Origin of the sequence: Amycolatopsis benzoatilytica AK 16/65, assembly GCF_000383915.1 — a bacterium.
Taxonomy (GTDB): domain Bacteria; phylum Actinomycetota; class Actinomycetes; order Mycobacteriales; family Pseudonocardiaceae; genus Amycolatopsis; species Amycolatopsis benzoatilytica.
The window spans coordinates 7,342,773-7,360,133 of the sequence record NZ_KB912942.1; the positions used below are offsets into that span (position 1 = coordinate 7,342,773).

Here is a 17,361-nt window from a genome sequence, read left to right on the forward strand (position 1 = left end):
TCCCATGACGACTGGGGAAGCGGTGCGGCTGGAAGCAGTCCGCAAGGAATACGGCCGGGTCACGGCACTGGACGGGGTGAGCCTGTCGTTCCCGCGCGGCGGGTTCACCGCGGTGATGGGCCCGTCCGGGTCCGGCAAGAGCACTTTCCTGCACTGCGCGGCCGGACTCGACCGGCCGACCAGCGGTTCGGTCCTGCTGGACGGCGACGACCTGGCGAAATTCTCCGAAGCCCGGCTCACGAAACTGCGCCGGGACAAGGTCGGATTCGTCTTCCAGGCGTTCAACCTGCTGCCCGCGCTGACCGTCGAGCAGAACGTCGTCCTCCCGCTGCGGCTGGCCGGTCGCCGCGCGGACCGTCGGCAGGTCGCCGACATGCTCGGCCACGTCGGGCTGAGCGACCAGCGCAACCACCTGCCCGGCCAGCTGTCCGGCGGGCAGCAGCAGCGCGTGGCGATCGCCCGGGCGCTGGTCAGCCGTCCGGCGGTGCTGTTCGCGGACGAGCCGACCGGCGCGCTGGACACCCGCACCGCGGCGGAAATTCTTTCCCTGCTTTCGGAATCGGTGCGCGGCGGGCTGACCGTCGTGATGGTGACGCATGATCCGGTCGCCGCTTCGTATGCCGACCGGGTCGTGTTCCTCGCGGACGGTCGCGTCGCCGGCGAACTGGCCCGGCCGACCGCGACCATGGTCGCGGAACGGATGACGCACCTCGGCGCCTGGGCCGAGCGGATGTCGGTGGGCGGCCGCTGATGTTCACCCTTGCCCTGCGCACCTTGCGGCATCGGACCGGCGGCTTCGTCGCCGCTTTCGTGGCGGCTTTCCTCGGTGCGGTCATCGTTTCCGCTTGTGCCGGCTTGATGGAGACCGGGATCCGGTCCGACACGCCGCCGCACCGGCTGGCCTGGGCGTCGGCAGTCGTTTCCGGAAAACCGGATTTCGAACTGCGCAAGAGCGCCGGCAAACCGAAGACGCAGACCGTCGTGCTGCCCGAGCGGGTTCGGCTGGACCGTTCGATGGCGGACCAGATCCGGGCCACGCCTGGCGTGTCCGCGGTGGTCGGCGAAGTGAATTTCCCGATATCGCTGGGAAAGCAGCCGTTGACCGCGCACGGCTGGGAGTCCGCCCGGCTTCCCGGTCCCGCGCTCAGGGCGGACGAAGTCGTGCTGCCCGCTTCGACCGGTGCGAAAGTCGGGTCCACAGTGGACCTCGCGGTGCGCGGCTCGATCGGGCGGTACCGGGTCGCGCGCACGAGCGGCCAGCCGGACGCGTTCTTCGCCGACGATGTCGCCGATCAGCTGTCCGGCCACCCCGGCAAGGTCGACTATTTCGGCGTCGTCACCGACAATCCGGCCGCTTTGCGGCTCGGTGCCGACGTCTCGGTCCTGACCGGCGACGAACGCGGTCTCGCCGAATTCCCCGAAGCGCAGTCCAGCGGTGCCCGGCTGATCCCGTTGGCCGGCTCCATGGGCGGCCTTTCGCTGGCGGTCGCGGTGTTCGTCATCGCCAGCACGCTGATGCTTTCGGTCCGGCAGCGGCAGCGGGAATTGGCTCTGCTGCGCGCCATCGGCACCACGCCGCGCCAGCTGCGCCGCATGGTGCTCGGCGAAGCGCTGGTCATCGGAGTGCTCGCGACCGGGGCAGCAGCAGCCGCCGGTCCGCTGTTCGGCGGCTGGCTGTTCGGCAACTTCACTTCCGGCGGGTTCATCTCGCCCGCCGTCCAATACCACCAGGGCTGGCTGCCGATGCTTGTCGCGGCCGGCGCGACGCTGCTGGCGGTCGGGCTTTCCGCGCTGGTCGCGGGGTTCCGGGTGGGCCGGATCCGGCCCACCGAGGCATTGGCCGAAGCGGCCGTCCCGCGCCGCTGGCTGACGCCGGCCCGGCTGATCGTGGCCGCCCTGTGCTTCGCCGGCGGGACCGCGCTGGCCATTGTCACGCTCGCGGTGATGACCGGTCCGATCGCGGCGAGCACCGCTGGTCCGGCGGTGCTGCTGTGGGCGATCGGGGTCGCCATGATCAGCCCGGGCGTCACCAAACTGACCGCGATCGCGCTGCACGGCCCGGTTCGTCTGATCAGCGGCGTCACCGGCTGGCTGGCGATCACGAACACGCGCAACGCGGCGATTCGCGTGGCCGGCGCGGTCACTCCGATCATGTTGGCGGTCGGCATCGCGACGGCCAACATGTACCTGCAGACCACGACGACCGCGGCGGCGCAGGAGTCGTTCGCCGAAGACCTGCGTGCCGACGCCGTCCTCTCGGGTCCGACTGGCATCTCGCCGGAAACGCTCGACCGGGCCCGTCGGGCGGACGGAGTCGCGGCCGCCTCGCCGTACCTGCTCAGCCGCGGCTTCATCACCGAGCCGTTCGACGACAACCAGACCAAGAAGGGCTACCCGGCGATCGGCCTGACCGACGCCAGCACCAACGCCGCGACGGTTGTCCGCGGCGATCTCGCACACCTCACCGGCGACACGATCGCGCTCCCGGACACCGCCGAGGTGTCCCGCTCGGTCGGAGAATCGGTCACGCTCCGCCTCGGCGACGGGACCGAACGGCCGCTGCGCATCGTCGCGATCGTGCACCAGCGGCCGGACGCCGAGCAGCTCCTGTTGCCCGCCGACCTGCTCGCCGCGCACACCACCGCCGGGCTGCCCCGGCAGGTGCTGGTCCGGGCCGCGCCAGGCGTCGACCAGGCCCGGCTGGCGCAGAGCCTGACCGCCGCGACCGCCGGCCTGCCGGTCACCGTCGGCGATCGGGCGACGCTGACCGCCGCGGCCGCGAAGAACGACGAGACCGGCGTGTGGGTCAACTACCTGCTGGTCGGGATGGTCGTCGGCTACACGGTGATCTCGGTGGTGAACACCCTGGTCATGGCCACTTCGCGGCGGCGACGGGAGTTCGGCCTGCAACGGCTCGGCGGGTTCACCCGCGGCCAGGTGCTGCGGATGGCCGGCGCCGAAGGCGGCCTGATCGCCGCGATCGGCGTGCTGCTGGGCACCGTGGTGTCGGCGGGCGCGATCGTGCCGTTCAGCCTCGTCGCGACCGGACGGGTGCTGCCGACCGGCCCGTTGGCGATCTACCTGGTGATCGTCGCCGCCGCGGTGACGCTCGCTCTGGTCGCCGCGGTCGGGCCGGCATGGGTGGCGACCCGGGCGCGTCCGGTGACCGTCGTCGCGACCGGGGAGTGACGCGCGGAAGTTGTCGGTGCGGTGTGTAAGACTCTCGGCCGTGGCGTACCCCGGGTTGGATCAAAGTGCGAAGCTCGAACTGGCCAGGCTGGTCAACGAACTGGCCGTCGTGCACGGCAAGGTCACGTTGGCGTCGGGCAAGGAAGCCGATTACTACATCGACCTGCGGCGCGCGACCCTGCAGCACGCCGCGGCCCCGCTGATCGGCAAGCTGCTCCGCCAGCTCACCGCGGACTGGGACTACGTCGCGGCCGGCGGCCTGACTCTCGGCGCGGACCCGGTAGCGCTGGCCATGCTGCACTCCGCCGCGGCCGAGGGCGTCGTGCTCGACGCGTTCGTGGTCCGCAAGGCGATCAAGGAGCACGGCATGCAGCGCCGCATCGAGGGCGTGGAGGTCCGCGGCCAGCGAGTGCTGGCCGTCGAAGACACCTCGACCACCGGCGGCAGCGTGCTGACGGCAGTCGAAGCGCTGCGCGAAGGCGGTGCCACGGTGGTCGGCGTGGCGACCGTCGTGGACCGGGACACCGGTGCCCGCGAGGCCATCGAGAACGCCGGGCTCGAGTACCGGTACCTGCTGAACAAGGACGACCTGGGGTTGTAGCGACGGCGGCGGTAGCGCCCGAGCGGGCGTGACCGCAGTCACGCAGAATGGGTGCGTGACGAATCCGTACCTCGTGGTGTCCCCCTGATGAAAGGGGGTGCCGTGACCACGACCAGTGTGCAGCTCGACGACGCCACCCTTGTCGGTCGTGCGCGGGACGGCGACGTCCGCGCGTACGAGCAGCTCGTGCTGCGCTACCAGGGCTTGATGTTCCGGCTCGCGCTGAAAATGCTGCACCATCGCGGCGACGCCGAGGACGTCGTGCAGGAAGTGTTCCTCAGCGCGTGGCGCAAGCTGGTGCAGTTGCACGACGACCACGCGTTCGTCGGCTGGCTGTACCGCAGCACCACGAACCGCTGCCTCAATGTGATCCGAGCGCGGAAGCCGCAGGCTGACGTCGACCTCGAGCTGGCCGAATCGCCTCGACGGGATGCGCAGCCGGAGCACGCGGCACAGGTCAGCGGGCAACTGGAAGCGCTCAACTCGGCATTGCAGACGCTCACCCCGCAGCAGCGCGCCTGTTGGCTGCTGCGCGAGGTGCACGGCCGGTCCTACGACGAGATCGGCGAGATCGTCGGCGCGAACCCCACCGCGGTCCGGGGCCGGATCGCGCGGGCCCGTGCGCAGCTGGCGGAGGTGATGAAGGCATGGCGGTGAACGAGGACTACGCCCTGCCGTGCGGACGCGACATGGACACCGTCTGGGACCAGCTGGACCTGGACGCCGACGAGCACGCCCGGAACTGCGCGCACTGCCGCACCGCCCGGGAGGGCCTGCTGGCCCTGCGCTCGGCGACGCGGGAGCTGATCCAAGAGCCCGATCCGACGCCGCCGGACCTGGTCGGCCGGATCATGTCGGCGGTGCGCGCCGAGGTGCGGCGCGGCCAGATGCTGGACCTGCCCTCGACCGAACCCGGCGGGGTGGAGGTCAGCTCGCAGGCCATCGCGGTGGTGCTGCGCTACGCGGCCGATTCCGCCGGCGACGTGCGGGCGCGCCGGGTGCGGGTACACCAGGTCGGGGTCGACGATTCAGGAGCCGCGCAGGTCGCGGCCGAACTCACCCTCGCGGTGCGGCTCGGGAACACCGACGGGGCGGAAACGTTGGCCCGCGTACGGGAGCTGGTGTCCGCGGCCGCGACCGCGCGGATCGGCATCGAGCTGGTCAGCCTGGACCTGCTGGTGGAAGACGTGTACGAGGACGGGGAATGACCGCCGAATACGTGATCGCCGCCCCGGTGGTCGCGGGCGTCGCTGCCCGGGCGGCCGCCGAAACCGCCGGGGTGGTGCGGCTGGAGCCGGGCCTGCGCGGCCTCGCGACGGCCTTGGCGCGGGTCGCGCGGGACCGCTGGAAGGGCCTGGAAGCCGCGCCCGCCGAGGGCGTCCGGGTCCGGATGGCCGACGAACGGCTGACCGTGGAGGTGGACGTCGTCGTCTCCGCCGTCGACCAGGCCGCCGCGGTGGGCCAGGCGGTGCAGCGCTCGGTCCGGCGGGAGGTCGCCGAGCAGACCGGCCGTACCGTGGACGCGGTCCGGGTGTCCATTGTGGACATCGAGATGGAGGCGCGGTGACCGATCCGCGTACGCTCGCCGGAAAAGTCGCGGACGCGGTGGCCGGCATCGACGGGCTGCGTCCCGCGACCAACCTCGCCGCGGAGATCAGCTGGCTGCCCACCGACCCGTCCGGCGGCGCGGTCGACCTGACCGCGACCGAAGTGGAGGTCCGGCTGGTGGCCCTGCAATTGCCGTTGCCGCCGCTGCTGGCGCTCGCCGAGACAGCGGTGCGCGAGGCACTCGACGGCACGGAATGGGCGGACGCGCACGTGCGGCTGGTGGTCACCGAGCTGGCGGGCTCCGCGTTCGGCAGCTGAGCTTCGCTCGGCGGGTGAGGTTTCCTCAGCAGCGGCGCGACGGACCCGGTGCGCGATGCTGAAGTCCGTGAAGGGCCCCTTGCGGGAATCAGATTCCGGCAAGGAGCCCCTCACGGAGCGGCCACTGTTCGCGCGGTGAGGCTCCTGCCCGGCGGCGTGTTCGCTCGGTGAGCACTTTCCCTGCGGGAAACGGTTTTTCCGGGTGCGAATGGACCCTTCCCCGCCTTCTTCCTACCCGGAGTGATCCCTCCGCTACCGGCTGAGTGAACAGGTTGCTCCGGTGGGTCGAACATCACACGAGGTCACTCCTTTTCCCGCTCCCGACCCGGTGAACCGGAGTAACGTCGCTGGTAGGTGCACTGGAAGGGGGACGAAGGTGGACGCAACTCTCGCGCACATCCTCGCCGACGCCACGGTCGCCGTGCACATCGTCGCGCTTGCCTTCATCGGCTTCGGCGGCTTCCTGGCCTGGCGGTGGCCGAAGGTCATTTTCGTGCACGTGTTCTTCGCATTCTGGGGTGTGCTGGTCAATGTCACGCCGATTCCTTGCCCGCTGACCGCCCTGGAAGACTTTTTCCGGCACCAGCAGGGACTCGGAGACTTGCCCGGCGGATTCAACGCCTACTACCTCTACGGCACCGTCATCCCGCGCTCCCTGCTGCCCGCGGTCGTCGTGGTGGCGCTGACGGTGCTGGTGATCTCCTACGTCGGCGCCTACCACCGCTGGCGCGCCCGTCACCACGGTCCGGCGCACCGCGTGAGCCTGGGCTGAGCGAGAATCGTCCTTCGTGACGACGGAACAACCCGAAGCAGGGCCCACCGAATGGGGCAGCCGCGCGGAGGTCGGGGTCGGCCCGTGGGAAGGTCCTTGGCCGGACGACCCGCGCTACGACCCGGAACTGCTGGCCGAAGGCGATCGCCGCAACGTGGTCGACGCCTACCGGTACTGGCGGCGCGAGGCCATCGTGTCCGATGTGGACACCCGGCGGCATCCGTTCCACGTCGCGATCGAGAACTTCCAGCACGACCACAACATCGGCACCGTGGTGCGCACCGCGAACGCCTTCGCGGCGGCCGAGGTGCACATCGTCGGCCGCCGGCGCTGGAACCGCCGCGGCGCGATGGTGACGGACCGTTACCAGCACCTGCGTCACCACGAGGACGTCGCGGGCTTGCTGACGTTCGCCGAGTCGGCGGGCTTGGCTCTGGTCGCGGTGGACAACACGCCGGGCTCCGAGCCGGTGGAGACCGCGGAGCTGCCGCGCGAGTGCGTGCTGCTGTTCGGGCAGGAAGGCCCTGGCTTGTCCGAAGCTGCCCAGTCGGTCGCGGTGAAGGTGGTGTCGATCGCCCAGTTCGGCACGACCCGGTCGATCAACGCGGGCGTCGCGGCGGGGATCGTGATGCACGCCTGGGTGCGCCAGCACGCGGATCTTTCGAAGGCTTGGTGATGCGATGACCTCGGCGGAGCGGGCAGCGGCGGCGGAACGGGCAGTGCTCGCCCGGCACGTCCGTCGCCTCTGGGCACTGCCGGGTACCGCGCTGGGCCGCAGCGGCTGGCCGCCCACGTTCGGCCAACGCCTGCACTGGCACTGGAACTACTGGTGGCAGGCGCATCTGCTGGACAGCCTGGTCGACGCCCAGCTGCGCGCCCCGGACGAGCAGCGGGCGCGACTGATCAGCCGGTTCGTCACGACGGTGCACCGGCGGAACTTCGGCACCTGGGTCAACGACTACTACGACGACATCGCCTGGCTGGGCCTGGCCCTGCAACGAGTCCGCGAACTGCGCCTCGTGGAGTCCACTGTGGACGAGGCGCTCGCCGCGATCGGCCGTCGCCTGCACGAGGGCTGGACCGACGATCTGGGCGGCGGAATCTGGTGGCGGCGCGGCGATGCCTTCAAGAACGCCCCGGCCAACGGGCCCGCCGCGATCTTCCACGCCCGGGCAGGCGACCGCGATCGCGCCGCGGCGATGACGCGGTGGCTCACCGAGACGTTGGTGGACCCGGCGACCGGCCTGGTCTGGGACGGCATCCGGGCGGACACCGGCGAGCTGGTCACGTACATTTTCTCCTACTGCCAAGGCGTTTACCTGGGGGCTTGCCTGGAACAGGCCGCTTGGGACGAGGCCGCCCGGACGGTCCGCGCGGTCGCGGAACACGTTGCGCCGCAAGGAATCATGCCTGGCTCCGAGGGCGGTGACGGAGGGTTGTTCTCGGCGATCCTGGCCCGCTATCTGGCGCTGGCCGCGAAGACGTTGCCCGGTGCGGAGGCGGAAACCGCGGCCCGGCTGGTGCGCCAGTCCGCCGACGCCTGCTGGAGCGGGGCGGTAACGACCACGGGCGGCCCGTTGTTCAGCTCGGTGTGGGCGGACCCGGCCGGACTCCCGCCGGGGAAAGCGGAACGAGACTTGTCCGTGCAGGTCGGCGGATGGATGCTGCTCGAAGCGGCGGCGACGCTGGACTAGCGAGCGGGCAGCTCACCATCGGGCCGCTGGGCAGGTCGCTCCGGCAGTCGCGCGAAACCTCAGCACCCGCAGGAAGCCCGGTGCAGAAACCGGGGCGCCAACCGTACCGATTCCGGCCTGCGCTCCGGCTCCCGGCAGCGCGCGAGCAGCAACTGCACCGCCCGCCGCCCGATCTCCGAGATCGGCTGCGCCATCGTCGTGACGCCGGGCGAAACCGTGCGCGCCCAGTCCATGTCGCCGTAGCCGACGACCGCCAGCTCCGACCCGATCCGGATGCCGCGCCGGTGCGCCTCCCACTGCACCCCGATCAACATCGCCTCCCCGGCGACGATCAGCGCGGTCGGCGAAGGCCACCCGTCCAGCAGCTTCGATGCCGCTCGTGCCGCTCCGCCCGCCGAAGACTGTCCGCAGGCCACCAGTTCCGGGTTGTACCGCAGGCCGGCGCGGCCGAGGCCCAGCCGGTAGCCGAGTGCCCGTTCCTCGCTGACCGTCGTCCCCTCGGTGCCGGTGATCAGCCCGATCCGCCGGTGCAGCCGCGTCGCCAGGTGTTCCACCAGCGCGGACATCGCCTGGAAGTTCTCCGAACCGACCTGGTCCACGTCGTTGCGTCCGGCGACCCGGTCGACCAGCACGGTGGGCACCCCGGTCCGCACCAGCTGGTCGACGACCTCCTCGTCGCCAGGAGCGGGCACCAGCAAGACGCCGTCCACCCGATCGGCGCGCAGGGCGCGCAGGACCTCGGCTTCTTCCTGCACCGAATCGCCGGTGTCGGCCAGCAGCAGGTCGCAGCCCGCTCGCGCCGCCGCGCCGCGGATCGCGCGCAGCAGCTGGTCGTGGTACGGGCTGGCGTGCCTCCCCAGTGCCACCCCGAACCGATGGGTGACCGGCAGCTCCCAGTTCGGGACCGCCGGCGCCAAAACGGTCATGTCCCCGGCCCTTGTCGTCGTTACCTACCCAACGGTAGCCACTGTTGGGCGACTGACGAGAGGAAGCGAGACGATCGGGTCCCGAGAATCACTGGAGTGAGTGAATGGCCCACCGTGGCAACTACCGCCCGCAGCCGCAGGAAGCGCGGTGCCGCAAGGTCGGCGGCAACCGTACCGTCTCGGCCGGCCGGGACGGATCCGCCAAGCGGGCGAGCAGCAGCCGCACGGCCCGGCGGCCGATCTCCTCGATCGGCTGCGCCATCGTGGTCAGCGGCGGGTCCACCAGATCGGCCCACTCGACGTCGTCGTACACCACCACCGGCAGGTCCTGGCCGATCCGCAGCCCGCGCCGCCGCGCCTCGTGCAGTACGCCGACCATCATGCTGTCGTTGGCCACCACCAGCGCGGTCGGCGGATCCGGCAGCGCCAGCAGCGTGCTCAACGCGAGCCCGCCGCCGTCGCGCGACGACTGCCCGCAGGCCACCAGGTCCGGCGCCCAGCTCAGGCCGGACCGGCCAAGGCCCAGCCGGTAGCCGAGCACGCGTTCGTCGCTGGTGGTCAGGCCGGGCGCGCCGGAGATCATCCCGATCCGGCGGTGCCCGAGCGACGCCAGATGCGCGGTCAGCGCGGACGTCGCCTGGATGTTCTCCGACCCGACCTGGTCGATGTCGGTCCGGGTGGTCAGCCGGTCCATCAGCACGGTCGGCACGTCCAGCGAGACCAGTTCGCCGAGTACCGATCCGTCGCCCGGCGCGGGGGTGATCAGCAGCCCGTCGACCCGGCGCGAACGCAGCGCGCGCACCACGTCCCGTTCGGTGCCGGCGGTGTCGTGCGTGTCCGCGAGCAGCACGGTGTACCCGTTCGCCGACGCCTCCCGCTCGATCGCGTGCATCAATGCCGCGAAGTACGGGTTCGCGACCAGCGAGATCGCCATCCCGATCGACCGGGTGCCGCCGGTGACCAGCGAGCGGGCGATCGCGTCGCCGGTGTAGCCGGTGGTCTCGATGGCCCGCAGCACCGCGGCTTTCGTTTCCTCGGCCACCGCCCGGGTGCCGTTCACGACGTGCGACACCGTCGTGATGGACACGCCCGCCATTTCGGCGATGTCGCGCTGGGTCGGGCGGGCGGAACGGGGTCGCGGCATGTCAGTCCTTCACCAAGTGCTTCTGCGAGCAAGTTGGCAAGCGTTTGCGCAAACGCTTGCGTCCAGGCATGAGTCTGTCTACCTTGCCGTCCATCGGCAAGCTCGCACCTCGATTCGGAGGGCATGTCCATGAGACACCGGAGTCTCACCGCACTCGCACTGGCGGCTGTAGTCGCGGCTTCCACCGCCGGGTGCACGGTCGAGCGCCACTGGGGTGGCAGCTCGAAGACCGGCGGCAACGGCAAGGCCAAGGTCGGTCTGGTCACGAAGACCGACACCAATCCCTACTTCGTCGAACTGCGCAATGCCGCGGCCGCCGCGGCGAAGGCCAACGGTGCGGACTTCAGTGCGCTCGCCGGTCAGTTCGACGGTGACAACGACGGCCAGGTCCGCGCGATCGAGAACCTGATGCAGCAGGGCGTCAACACCATCCTGATCACGCCGAGCTCGTCCACCGGCGTGCTCAAGGCCATCAAGGACGCCCGCGACGCCGGCATCCTGGTGATCGCGCTCGACACCGCCACCGAACCGGCCAACGCGGTCGATGCCACCTTCGCCACCGACAACTTCGCGGCCGGCGAGCAGCAGGGCGCGTACGTGAAGGCGGCGCTCAAGGGCGCGGACCCGAAGTTGCTGATGGTCGACGGCACCGCCGGCAGCACGGTCGACACCCAGCGGCACGGCGGATTCCTCAAGGGCATCGGGCTCAAGGACGGCGCGCCGGAGATCCGGGGACGCGCCAATGCCAACGGCGACCAGAGCCTTGCCCAGCAGGGCATGGAGAACCTCCTCCAGCGCACCACCGACCTCAACGCGGTGTACACGATGAACGAGCCGATGGGCCGGGGCGCCTACGCGGCGTTGAAGGCTCGCGGCCTCACCGGACAGCTCACCGTCGGGTCGATCGACGGCGGCTGTGAAGGCGTGCAGAACGTCAAGGACGGCCAGTTCGCGGTCACCGTCATGCAGTTCCCGCGGAAGATGGCCGAACAGGGCGTGCTCGCCGCGGTCGAGTACGCCAAGACCGGCAAGAAGCCGTCCGGGTTCGTGAACACCGGCTCGATGGCGATCACCGACCATCCGATGCCCGGTGTGCCGAGCAAGGACACCGCCTGGGGCCTGCAGAACTGCTGGGGAGGAACGAAATGACCACCGTGCCGGTCACCAACCGCGAGCGGGAAACGCTCGGCGAGTTCTTCCTCCGCGCGCCCGCGGTCGGCCCGGCGCTCGCGCTGGTCGTGGCGATCGTGGTGTTTTCCCTTTCCACCGACACGTTTTTCGATCTGGACAACATGTCCACGGTGGTCCAGCAGTCGCTGGTGGTCGGCACGCTCGCGCTGGGCCAGACGCTGATCATCCTGATCGCCGGCATCGACCTGTCCAACGCGTCGTCGATGGTCGTGGCGACGCTGGTGATGGCGAAACTGGCCGCGGCCGGATCGAACGGTTTCTTCGCACTCGTCGTCGGCGTCGCGCTGACCATCGTGGTCGGCCTGTTCATCGGCACCTTGGCGACCCGGATCAAGCTGCCCGCCTTCATCATCACGCTCGGCACGTTCACCGGCCTGACCGCGGTGGCGAAGCTGCTCGCCGGCGGGCAGGCGGTCCCGGTGGCCGACGGACTGCTGACCTGGCTCGGCACCAAGCGGTACCTTTTCGGCGGCATCCCGATCACCTACGGCATGACGCTGGCGCTGATCATGTTCCTGGTCGTCTGGTACGCGCTGACGAAAACCGCGTGGGGCAAGCATGTTTACGCGGTCGGCAACGCACCGGAGTCGGCGCGGCTGTCCGGCATCAAGGTCAACCGCACGGTGCTTTCCGTCTACCTGGTCGCCGGCCTGTGCTTCGGCATCGCCGCGTGGCAGGCGCTCGGCCGCACGCCGAACGCCGACCCGAACCAGTTCCAGCTCGGCAACCTCGACTCGATCACCGCGGTGGTGCTGGGCGGCACGAGCCTGTTCGGCGGTCGCGGTTCGGTGCTGGGCACGCTGTTCGGTGCGCTGGTCGTCGCGGTGCTGCGCTCGGGCCTCACGCAGATGGGCGTGGACGGCAATTACCAGGACCTCGCCACCGGCGCGCTGCTGATCGCCGCCGTGGTGGTGGACCGGATCGCACGGAGGCAGCAGCAGTCATGACTACTTCGGAGCAGCCCACCCTCTCCGCGCGCGGCCTGGTCAAGCGCTACGGCCGGGTGACCGCCATCGACGGCGCCGACTTCGACCTCTACCCCGGCGAAGTGCTCGCCGTGGTGGGCGACAACGGGGCCGGGAAGTCCAGTCTCATCAAGGCATTGTCCGGAGCGGTGGTGCCCGACGAGGGCGAGATCAAAGTGGACGGCAAGACCGTCCACTTCAAGTCTCCGCTGGATGCCCGGCACTTCGGAATCGAGACGGTGTATCAGGATCTGGCGGTCGCGCCGGCGCTCGACATCGCGTCGAACATGTTCCTGGGCCGGGAAAAGCGGCTCAAGGGACCGTTCGGGATCGGCCTGCGCAAGCTCGACACCGGTGCCATGCGCACCGAGGCGCAGCGAATCCTCGACGACCTCGGGATCAAGGTCAAATCCATTACCCAGCTGGTGGAAACGCTCTCCGGCGGGCAGCGGCAAGGCGTGGCGGTGGCTCGCGCGGCGGCGTTCGGCACCAAAGCGGTGATCATGGACGAGCCGACTGCCGCGCTGGGCGTCGCGGAGTCGGCGAAGGTGCTGGAGCTGATCGGCCGGATCCGCGACCGCGGCCTGCCGGTGGTGCTGATCAGCCACAACATGCCGCATGTGTTCGAGATCGCCGATCGGATCCACGTGCATCGACTCGGCAAACGGGTCGCCGTGGTGTCGCCGAAGACGCACAGCATGAACCAGGTCGTCGGCCTGCTCACCGGTGCGCTGAAGCTGAACGACGACGGCGAAGTGGTCGAGGTCGCGTCCACCACCCACGCCGGGCTGACCTGACGTGCGAGTGCTGCTGGCGGGGTTGTGCACCGTCGATGTCGTCCAGCGGGTCGCGGCATTCCCGGAACCGAGCGAGAAGGTGCAGTCACTGCAGGTGGACGTCGCGGCTGGCGGGCCGGCGACGAACGCCGCGGTGACGGTAGCCGCGCTCGGCGGGCAAGCGATCCTCGTGACGGCGCTCGGCGCACACCCGCTGGCAGCGCTCGCCCGCGCCGATCTGGAAGCCCGCGGCGTCGATCTGGTCGACCTCGCTCCGCAGCGCTGCGAAGCGCCTCCGGTCAGTGCGGTCGTGGTGCGCGATCGAGACGGCGAGCGCACCGTCGTCTCGCGCAACGCGGCCGCGGACCCGCCGCTGGAATTGTCCGGCCTGGCCGCCCTTTTCGACGGCATTGACGCCGTTCTCGTCGACGGGCACCATCCTGAGCTAGCGCTTGCGGTGGCCGAAGAAGCCCGCCGACGCGAAGTTCCGGTCGTGCTCGACGCGGGCAGCTGGAAGCCGGTACTGGACCAGTTGCTGCCGCTGGTCCAGGTGGCCGCCTGTTCCGCGGGATTCCGTGCTCCCGCACCGAGTCTTGCCGAACGCGGAGTGCCGGTCACCATCGTCACCGCGGGCCCGGAGCCGGTGCGGTGGAGCACTACGGAAGACTCTGGGCAGGTCCCCGTGCCGCCCACCCGGGCGCGGGACACGCTGGGGGCCGGCGACGTGTGGCACGGTGCGCTCGCGTACGCGGTGGCAAGGCGGGACGGAGACGTTCCCGGCTGGATCGGCTACGCGAACGCGGTGGCCGCGGAGCGCGTACAGCACGTGGGTCCGCGGTCGTGGACCAAGGCGGTCGGGAAACTGGCCGGGAGCAGAGAAGAAGGAGTGCGATGACGGCGTTCGAGGACCTCCTGGCGCGGGCCGAGAAACTGGCGAAACCGCGGGAACGGCATGTGCTCGGCATCATCGGCGCGCCCGCTTCCGGCAAGACCACGCTGGCCTGGGCGATCGCGAACGCGCTCGGCTCGCGGGCCGCGGTGGTCGGGATGGACGGTTTCCATCTGGCCCAGGTCGAGCTGCAGCGGCTCGGCCGTACCGACCGCAAGGGTGCGCCGGACACCTTCGACGCGGCCGGCTACGTGCAGCTGATCCGCCGGCTCGCCGAAGGACGCGAGACGGTCTACGCGCCGGAGTTCCGCCGCGAGATCGAGGAACCGATCGCCGGTGCGGTCCCGGTCGCGCCGGAGGTGCAGCTGGTCATCACCGAGGGCAACTACCTGCTGCTGCAGGACGACCCGTGGAGCGGGGTGCGCCAGTACCTCACCGAAGCCTGGTTCCTCGCTCCGGACGAGCCGGAGCGGATCGAGCGGCTGGTATCGCGGCACCGCCGCTACGGCCGGTCGCTGGTCGAGGCCCGGCAGCGCGCGCTCGGCTCGGACCAGCGCAACGCGGACCTGATCGCGAACACCCGCGATCGGGCCGACCTGGTGCTGGAGAACCTGCCGCTGACGAATTTCGCACTCTGACCAGGTGATGTTCGAGGATCCGGCGACGACTGACCCGTACGCCGGCGCGGTCACCTGGGACCGGGCCGGCGCGCTGCGGGTCGCCGTGCTGTTCCCGCCGTACGTGCTGCTGGTCCGTGCGCATCTGCAGGGCATGGTCGAGCTGATCGACCAGTGCGCGGCGGAATCCGACGGCACCGGCATCGACGCCCGGCTGGCGCTGCCGGTCCGGCGGGTCCGCGACAGCAGGGACGAGTCCAGGCCAGACGCCGAGGTGCTGGCCGACATCCGGGCTCGGCAGGCGTGGGCGCTGTCGGTGCTGCCCGACCGCGGCGGCGTCGTCGAGCTGGCGACCGCGCAGGAGCAGTGGTGGTTCGGGCACGCGCTGCTGGACGTGAGCACCGCGATTCTGGCGCTGCTCGGGGAGTGGCTGCGCGGCAAGGACGTCGGCGGGCTGCCCTGCCCGGACGACGAGACGTGGGAAGTGTGGCACCGGCAGATGAACTGGCTCAACGCCCAGTTCGTCGATCCGCTCCGGCCGGCTGCCTGACCTTTTCCCGGCCGGGCTATAGCTGTCGCTGGTCCGTGAAGGGTCCCCTCACGGAATCTAGTTCCTTCAAGGGGTCCTTCACGGACCCCAGCGCGCCCGTGAAGGACCCCTTGACGGGCATCGCCCAGAAAATCGCACTAGGAGGCATCGATGGGGGTCCTGATCGTCACCGGCGGCAGCCGGGGCATCGGCGCGGCGGTGTGCGAGCTGGCCGCCGAACGCGGCTACGACGTGGTGGTGAACTTTTCCGGCGACCCGTCCCCGGCCGAACAGGTCGCCGAGCGGGTGCGGTCCCGCGGTGCGCAAGCGCTTGCGTTCCGGGCCGACGTGTCGGACGAACGGCAGGTCAGCGCCCTGTTCGAGGCGGCGGCCGAGCTCGGCCCGCTGGCCGGGCTGGTGAACAACGCGGGGGTTACCGGCAACACGCCGGGCCGGCTGGACGAGCAGACCGTCGAGACGTTCCGCCGGGTGCTGGACATCAACGTCACCGGCGTTTTCCTGTGCTGCCGGGAGGCGGTGCGGCGGTTGTCGACCCGCTACGGCGGTCCGGGCGGCGCGATCGTGAACGTCTCGTCCATCGCCGCGCGCACCGGGTCAGCGGGCGAGTGGGTGCACTACGCGGCGTCGAAGGCGGCGGTCGACACGCTCAGCGTCGGGCTGGCCCGGGAGGTCGCCGACGAGGGCGTCCGGGTCAACGTCGTGTCGCCCGGCCTGATCGACACCGGCCTGCACGTGGCCGCCGGGCTGCCGGACCGGCTGGAGCGGCTCAGCCCCGGCATCCCGCTGCGCCGTCCCGGCCAGCCGGAGGAGATCGCCGGCGCGGTGCTGTGGCTGCTGTCTCCGGAAGCGTCCTACACCGTCGGTTCGGTACTGGAGATCGGCGGCGGCCGCTGAATCTCGGGAAGTGAGACGCCCGGCGACGAGCAGATCACGATTGGCGCCGGAAGTCGGTCAACTCGGCGGTCGCCGTTGTCCCGGTGTGTCAGGCTGGAGCGAAGGGGTTGAAAGGACGGCCGGGAAAGTCATGCCCAAGCTCACGTCTGTGCACCATCTGGCGCTCACCGTGACCGATGTGGACCGCAGTGTTCCGTGGTACGTCCGGGTGCTCGACCTCGAGGAGAGCCACCGGCGGGAGGACCCGGAAACCGGGGTCCGCAAGGTCGTTCTCCGCTCGGCGGGCGACGGCTTCTCCGTGGTGCTGGTGCAGCATCCGATCGCCGTGCGGCCCGCGTTCGACGAGCGCCACACTGGTCTGGACCATGTCGCGTTCTCGGTGTCCTCCCGGGCCGAAGTGGCCGAATGGGAGAACCGGCTGCGCGAGTACGGAGTGTCGTACCTCCCCGCCACCGAATCGCACACCTTCGAGGGATCGTCGGTGATCGTGTTCCGCGATCCGGACGGCATCCAGCTGGAAATCTGGTCCGACCCGGCCTGAGCGATCAGGCGCGATCGTCGGCGGGCTCGTCCACCGGGCGGCGCATTTCCTGGCGGTAGCGCAGCACGCCGTACCCGGTGCCGACCACGAAGAACGCCACGCTCACCCAGAGCGCCGCGGTCTTGACCCACGGGATCGCATCCAGCAAACCGGCCCCGTAGTAGCCGAGCAGCACCAGCGTCGGCACCCACAGCAGACCGCCGGTGAAGGTGGCGAGCATGAAACGGCGCGCGTCCATCCTCGCCGCGCCCGCGATGAGCGGGGCCAGCGTGCGGATCCACGGGATCCACCTGGCCGCGACGATCGCGAAGAAGCCCCGTCGGTCGAGGAATGCTTGCGCCCGTTCGAGGTTGTGCCGGTTCAAGACCCGCCCGCCGCGGCGGGCGATCAGCGTGGTGCCGGCGCCGCGGCCGATGTAGTAGCCGATCTGATTGCCGACCACCGCGGTGAGCAGCGCGGCCGCGGACAGCAGCCAGGCGTTGACGTCCGATCCGTGCTGGGCGAGCACCACTCCCGCGCCGAACAGCAGGGAGTCGCCGGGCAGGAAGAGCCCGATGATGAGCGCGCATTCGATCAGCACGAAGGACAGCACGATGACCCAGACGAGCACCGGGCCGGCGGTGTCCAGCCAGCTCAGGCCGATCCCCGCGGCGTGCGCGGGCAGGGCGGCGTCGAGGTTCACGCGAAGAGCCTACGTGGCTGGGATCGGCTGCAGTACGCAACCATCGAATCCTCCGCATTCGGTG

At 70.5% G+C, this 17,361-nt stretch carries 21 protein-coding genes; 18 read left to right on the plus strand and 3 right to left on the minus strand.

Annotation, left to right across the window (positions count from 1 at the left end):
* Positions 1 to 4: 4 nt before the first annotated feature.
* The 10 genes from AMYBE_RS0134155 to AMYBE_RS0134200 all read left to right on the plus strand — a co-directional run bounded on the left by AMYBE_RS0134155 (position 5) and on the right by AMYBE_RS0134200 (position 8,122).
* Positions 5 to 751: an ABC transporter ATP-binding protein gene (locus AMYBE_RS0134155; protein WP_027928302.1), complete on the plus strand. Its 747-nt coding sequence runs from the start codon at positions 5 to 7 to the stop codon at positions 749 to 751.
* Positions 751 to 3,189, plus strand: coding sequence for an ABC transporter permease (locus AMYBE_RS0134160; protein WP_020663890.1), 2,439 nt, complete (start codon positions 751 to 753; stop codon positions 3,187 to 3,189). The genes AMYBE_RS0134155 and AMYBE_RS0134160 overlap by 1 nt, the downstream gene beginning before the upstream one ends.
* Positions 3,190 to 3,229: 40 nt before the next feature.
* Positions 3,230 to 3,790, plus strand: coding sequence for an orotate phosphoribosyltransferase (pyrE, locus tag AMYBE_RS0134165; protein ID WP_020663891.1), 561 nt, complete (start codon positions 3,230 to 3,232; stop codon positions 3,788 to 3,790).
* 87 nt (positions 3,791 to 3,877) lie between these two features.
* Positions 3,878 to 4,447 carry an RNA polymerase sigma factor gene (locus AMYBE_RS0134170; protein WP_051124820.1) on the plus strand — a complete coding sequence of 190 codons (570 nt, stop codon included), beginning with the start codon at positions 3,878 to 3,880 and terminating at the stop codon, positions 4,445 to 4,447.
* Complete coding sequence (locus AMYBE_RS0134175; protein WP_020663893.1) at positions 4,438 to 4,998, plus strand: hypothetical protein; 561 nt, start codon at positions 4,438 to 4,440, stop codon at positions 4,996 to 4,998. The genes AMYBE_RS0134170 and AMYBE_RS0134175 overlap by 10 nt, the downstream gene beginning before the upstream one ends.
* Positions 4,995 to 5,357: an Asp23/Gls24 family envelope stress response protein gene (locus AMYBE_RS0134180; protein WP_020663894.1), complete on the plus strand. Its 363-nt coding sequence runs from the start codon at positions 4,995 to 4,997 to the stop codon at positions 5,355 to 5,357. Before AMYBE_RS0134175 ends, AMYBE_RS0134180 begins: the two co-directional genes overlap by 4 nt.
* Positions 5,354 to 5,656 (plus strand): hypothetical protein, encoded by a 303-nt coding sequence (locus AMYBE_RS0134185; protein ID WP_020663895.1) that lies wholly within the window; start codon positions 5,354 to 5,356, stop codon positions 5,654 to 5,656. Before AMYBE_RS0134180 ends, AMYBE_RS0134185 begins: the two co-directional genes overlap by 4 nt.
* Positions 5,657 to 6,032: 376 nt before the next feature.
* Complete coding sequence (locus tag AMYBE_RS0134190; RefSeq protein WP_020663896.1) at positions 6,033 to 6,428, plus strand: DUF2784 domain-containing protein; 396 nt, start codon at positions 6,033 to 6,035, stop codon at positions 6,426 to 6,428.
* A 16-nt stretch (positions 6,429 to 6,444) separates the two neighbouring features.
* Positions 6,445 to 7,104, plus strand: a complete 660-nt coding sequence (locus AMYBE_RS0134195) for a TrmH family RNA methyltransferase (RefSeq protein WP_020663897.1) — start codon at positions 6,445 to 6,447, stop codon at positions 7,102 to 7,104.
* 4 nt (positions 7,105 to 7,108) lie between these two features.
* The gene (locus tag AMYBE_RS0134200; protein WP_020663898.1) at positions 7,109 to 8,122 is read left to right on the plus strand and encodes a glycoside hydrolase family 76 protein; all 1,014 of its coding nucleotides are present in this window, start codon (positions 7,109 to 7,111) and stop codon (positions 8,120 to 8,122) included.
* A gap of 59 nt (positions 8,123 to 8,181) precedes the next feature.
* Here AMYBE_RS0134200 and AMYBE_RS0134205 read toward each other — a convergent pair whose 3' ends face one another.
* Both AMYBE_RS0134205 and AMYBE_RS0134210 read right to left on the minus strand, forming a co-directional pair.
* The gene (locus tag AMYBE_RS0134205; protein WP_020663899.1) at positions 8,182 to 9,048 is read right to left on the minus strand and encodes a LacI family DNA-binding transcriptional regulator; all 867 of its coding nucleotides are present in this window, start codon (positions 9,046 to 9,048) and stop codon (positions 8,182 to 8,184) included.
* A 121-nt stretch (positions 9,049 to 9,169) separates the two neighbouring features.
* Complete coding sequence (locus tag AMYBE_RS0134210) at positions 9,170 to 10,192, minus strand: LacI family DNA-binding transcriptional regulator (RefSeq protein ID WP_020663900.1); 1,023 nt, start codon at positions 10,190 to 10,192, stop codon at positions 9,170 to 9,172.
* A 129-nt stretch (positions 10,193 to 10,321) separates the two neighbouring features.
* Here AMYBE_RS0134210 and AMYBE_RS0134215 point away from each other — a divergent pair, with 129 nt between their 5' ends.
* From AMYBE_RS0134215 to AMYBE_RS0134250, 8 genes are all read left to right on the plus strand, one after another.
* Positions 10,322 to 11,341 (plus strand): substrate-binding domain-containing protein, encoded by a 1,020-nt coding sequence (locus tag AMYBE_RS0134215; protein ID WP_020663901.1) that lies wholly within the window; start codon positions 10,322 to 10,324, stop codon positions 11,339 to 11,341.
* Positions 11,338 to 12,330: an ABC transporter permease gene (locus AMYBE_RS0134220; RefSeq protein WP_020663902.1), complete on the plus strand. Its 993-nt coding sequence runs from the start codon at positions 11,338 to 11,340 to the stop codon at positions 12,328 to 12,330. Before AMYBE_RS0134215 ends, AMYBE_RS0134220 begins: the two co-directional genes overlap by 4 nt.
* Positions 12,327 to 13,145: an ATP-binding cassette domain-containing protein gene (locus tag AMYBE_RS0134225; RefSeq protein WP_020663903.1), complete on the plus strand. Its 819-nt coding sequence runs from the start codon at positions 12,327 to 12,329 to the stop codon at positions 13,143 to 13,145. The genes AMYBE_RS0134220 and AMYBE_RS0134225 overlap by 4 nt, the downstream gene beginning before the upstream one ends.
* Before the next feature lie 7 nt (positions 13,146 to 13,152).
* Positions 13,153 to 14,019 (plus strand): PfkB family carbohydrate kinase, encoded by an 867-nt coding sequence (locus AMYBE_RS0134230; protein WP_020663904.1) that lies wholly within the window; start codon positions 13,153 to 13,155, stop codon positions 14,017 to 14,019.
* A complete protein-coding gene (locus tag AMYBE_RS0134235; RefSeq protein WP_020663905.1) occupies positions 14,016 to 14,651 on the plus strand; it encodes a nucleoside/nucleotide kinase family protein in 636 nt (211 codons plus the stop codon). Before AMYBE_RS0134230 ends, AMYBE_RS0134235 begins: the two co-directional genes overlap by 4 nt.
* A 7-nt stretch (positions 14,652 to 14,658) precedes the next feature.
* On the plus strand, positions 14,659 to 15,180 hold the full coding sequence (locus tag AMYBE_RS0134240; RefSeq protein ID WP_020663906.1) for a hypothetical protein: 522 nt from the start codon (positions 14,659 to 14,661) through the stop codon (positions 15,178 to 15,180).
* A 150-nt stretch (positions 15,181 to 15,330) separates the two neighbouring features.
* Positions 15,331 to 16,074 carry an SDR family oxidoreductase gene (locus tag AMYBE_RS0134245; protein ID WP_020663907.1) on the plus strand — a complete coding sequence of 248 codons (744 nt, stop codon included), beginning with the start codon at positions 15,331 to 15,333 and terminating at the stop codon, positions 16,072 to 16,074.
* Positions 16,075 to 16,204: 130 nt separating this feature from the next.
* Positions 16,205 to 16,615, plus strand: coding sequence for a VOC family protein (locus tag AMYBE_RS0134250; RefSeq protein ID WP_020663908.1), 411 nt, complete (start codon positions 16,205 to 16,207; stop codon positions 16,613 to 16,615).
* A 4-nt stretch (positions 16,616 to 16,619) separates the two neighbouring features.
* Here AMYBE_RS0134250 and AMYBE_RS0134255 read toward each other — a convergent pair whose 3' ends face one another.
* A complete protein-coding gene (locus AMYBE_RS0134255; protein WP_020663909.1) occupies positions 16,620 to 17,297 on the minus strand; it encodes a DedA family protein in 678 nt (225 codons plus the stop codon).
* Positions 17,298 to 17,361: the final 64 nt, after the last annotated feature.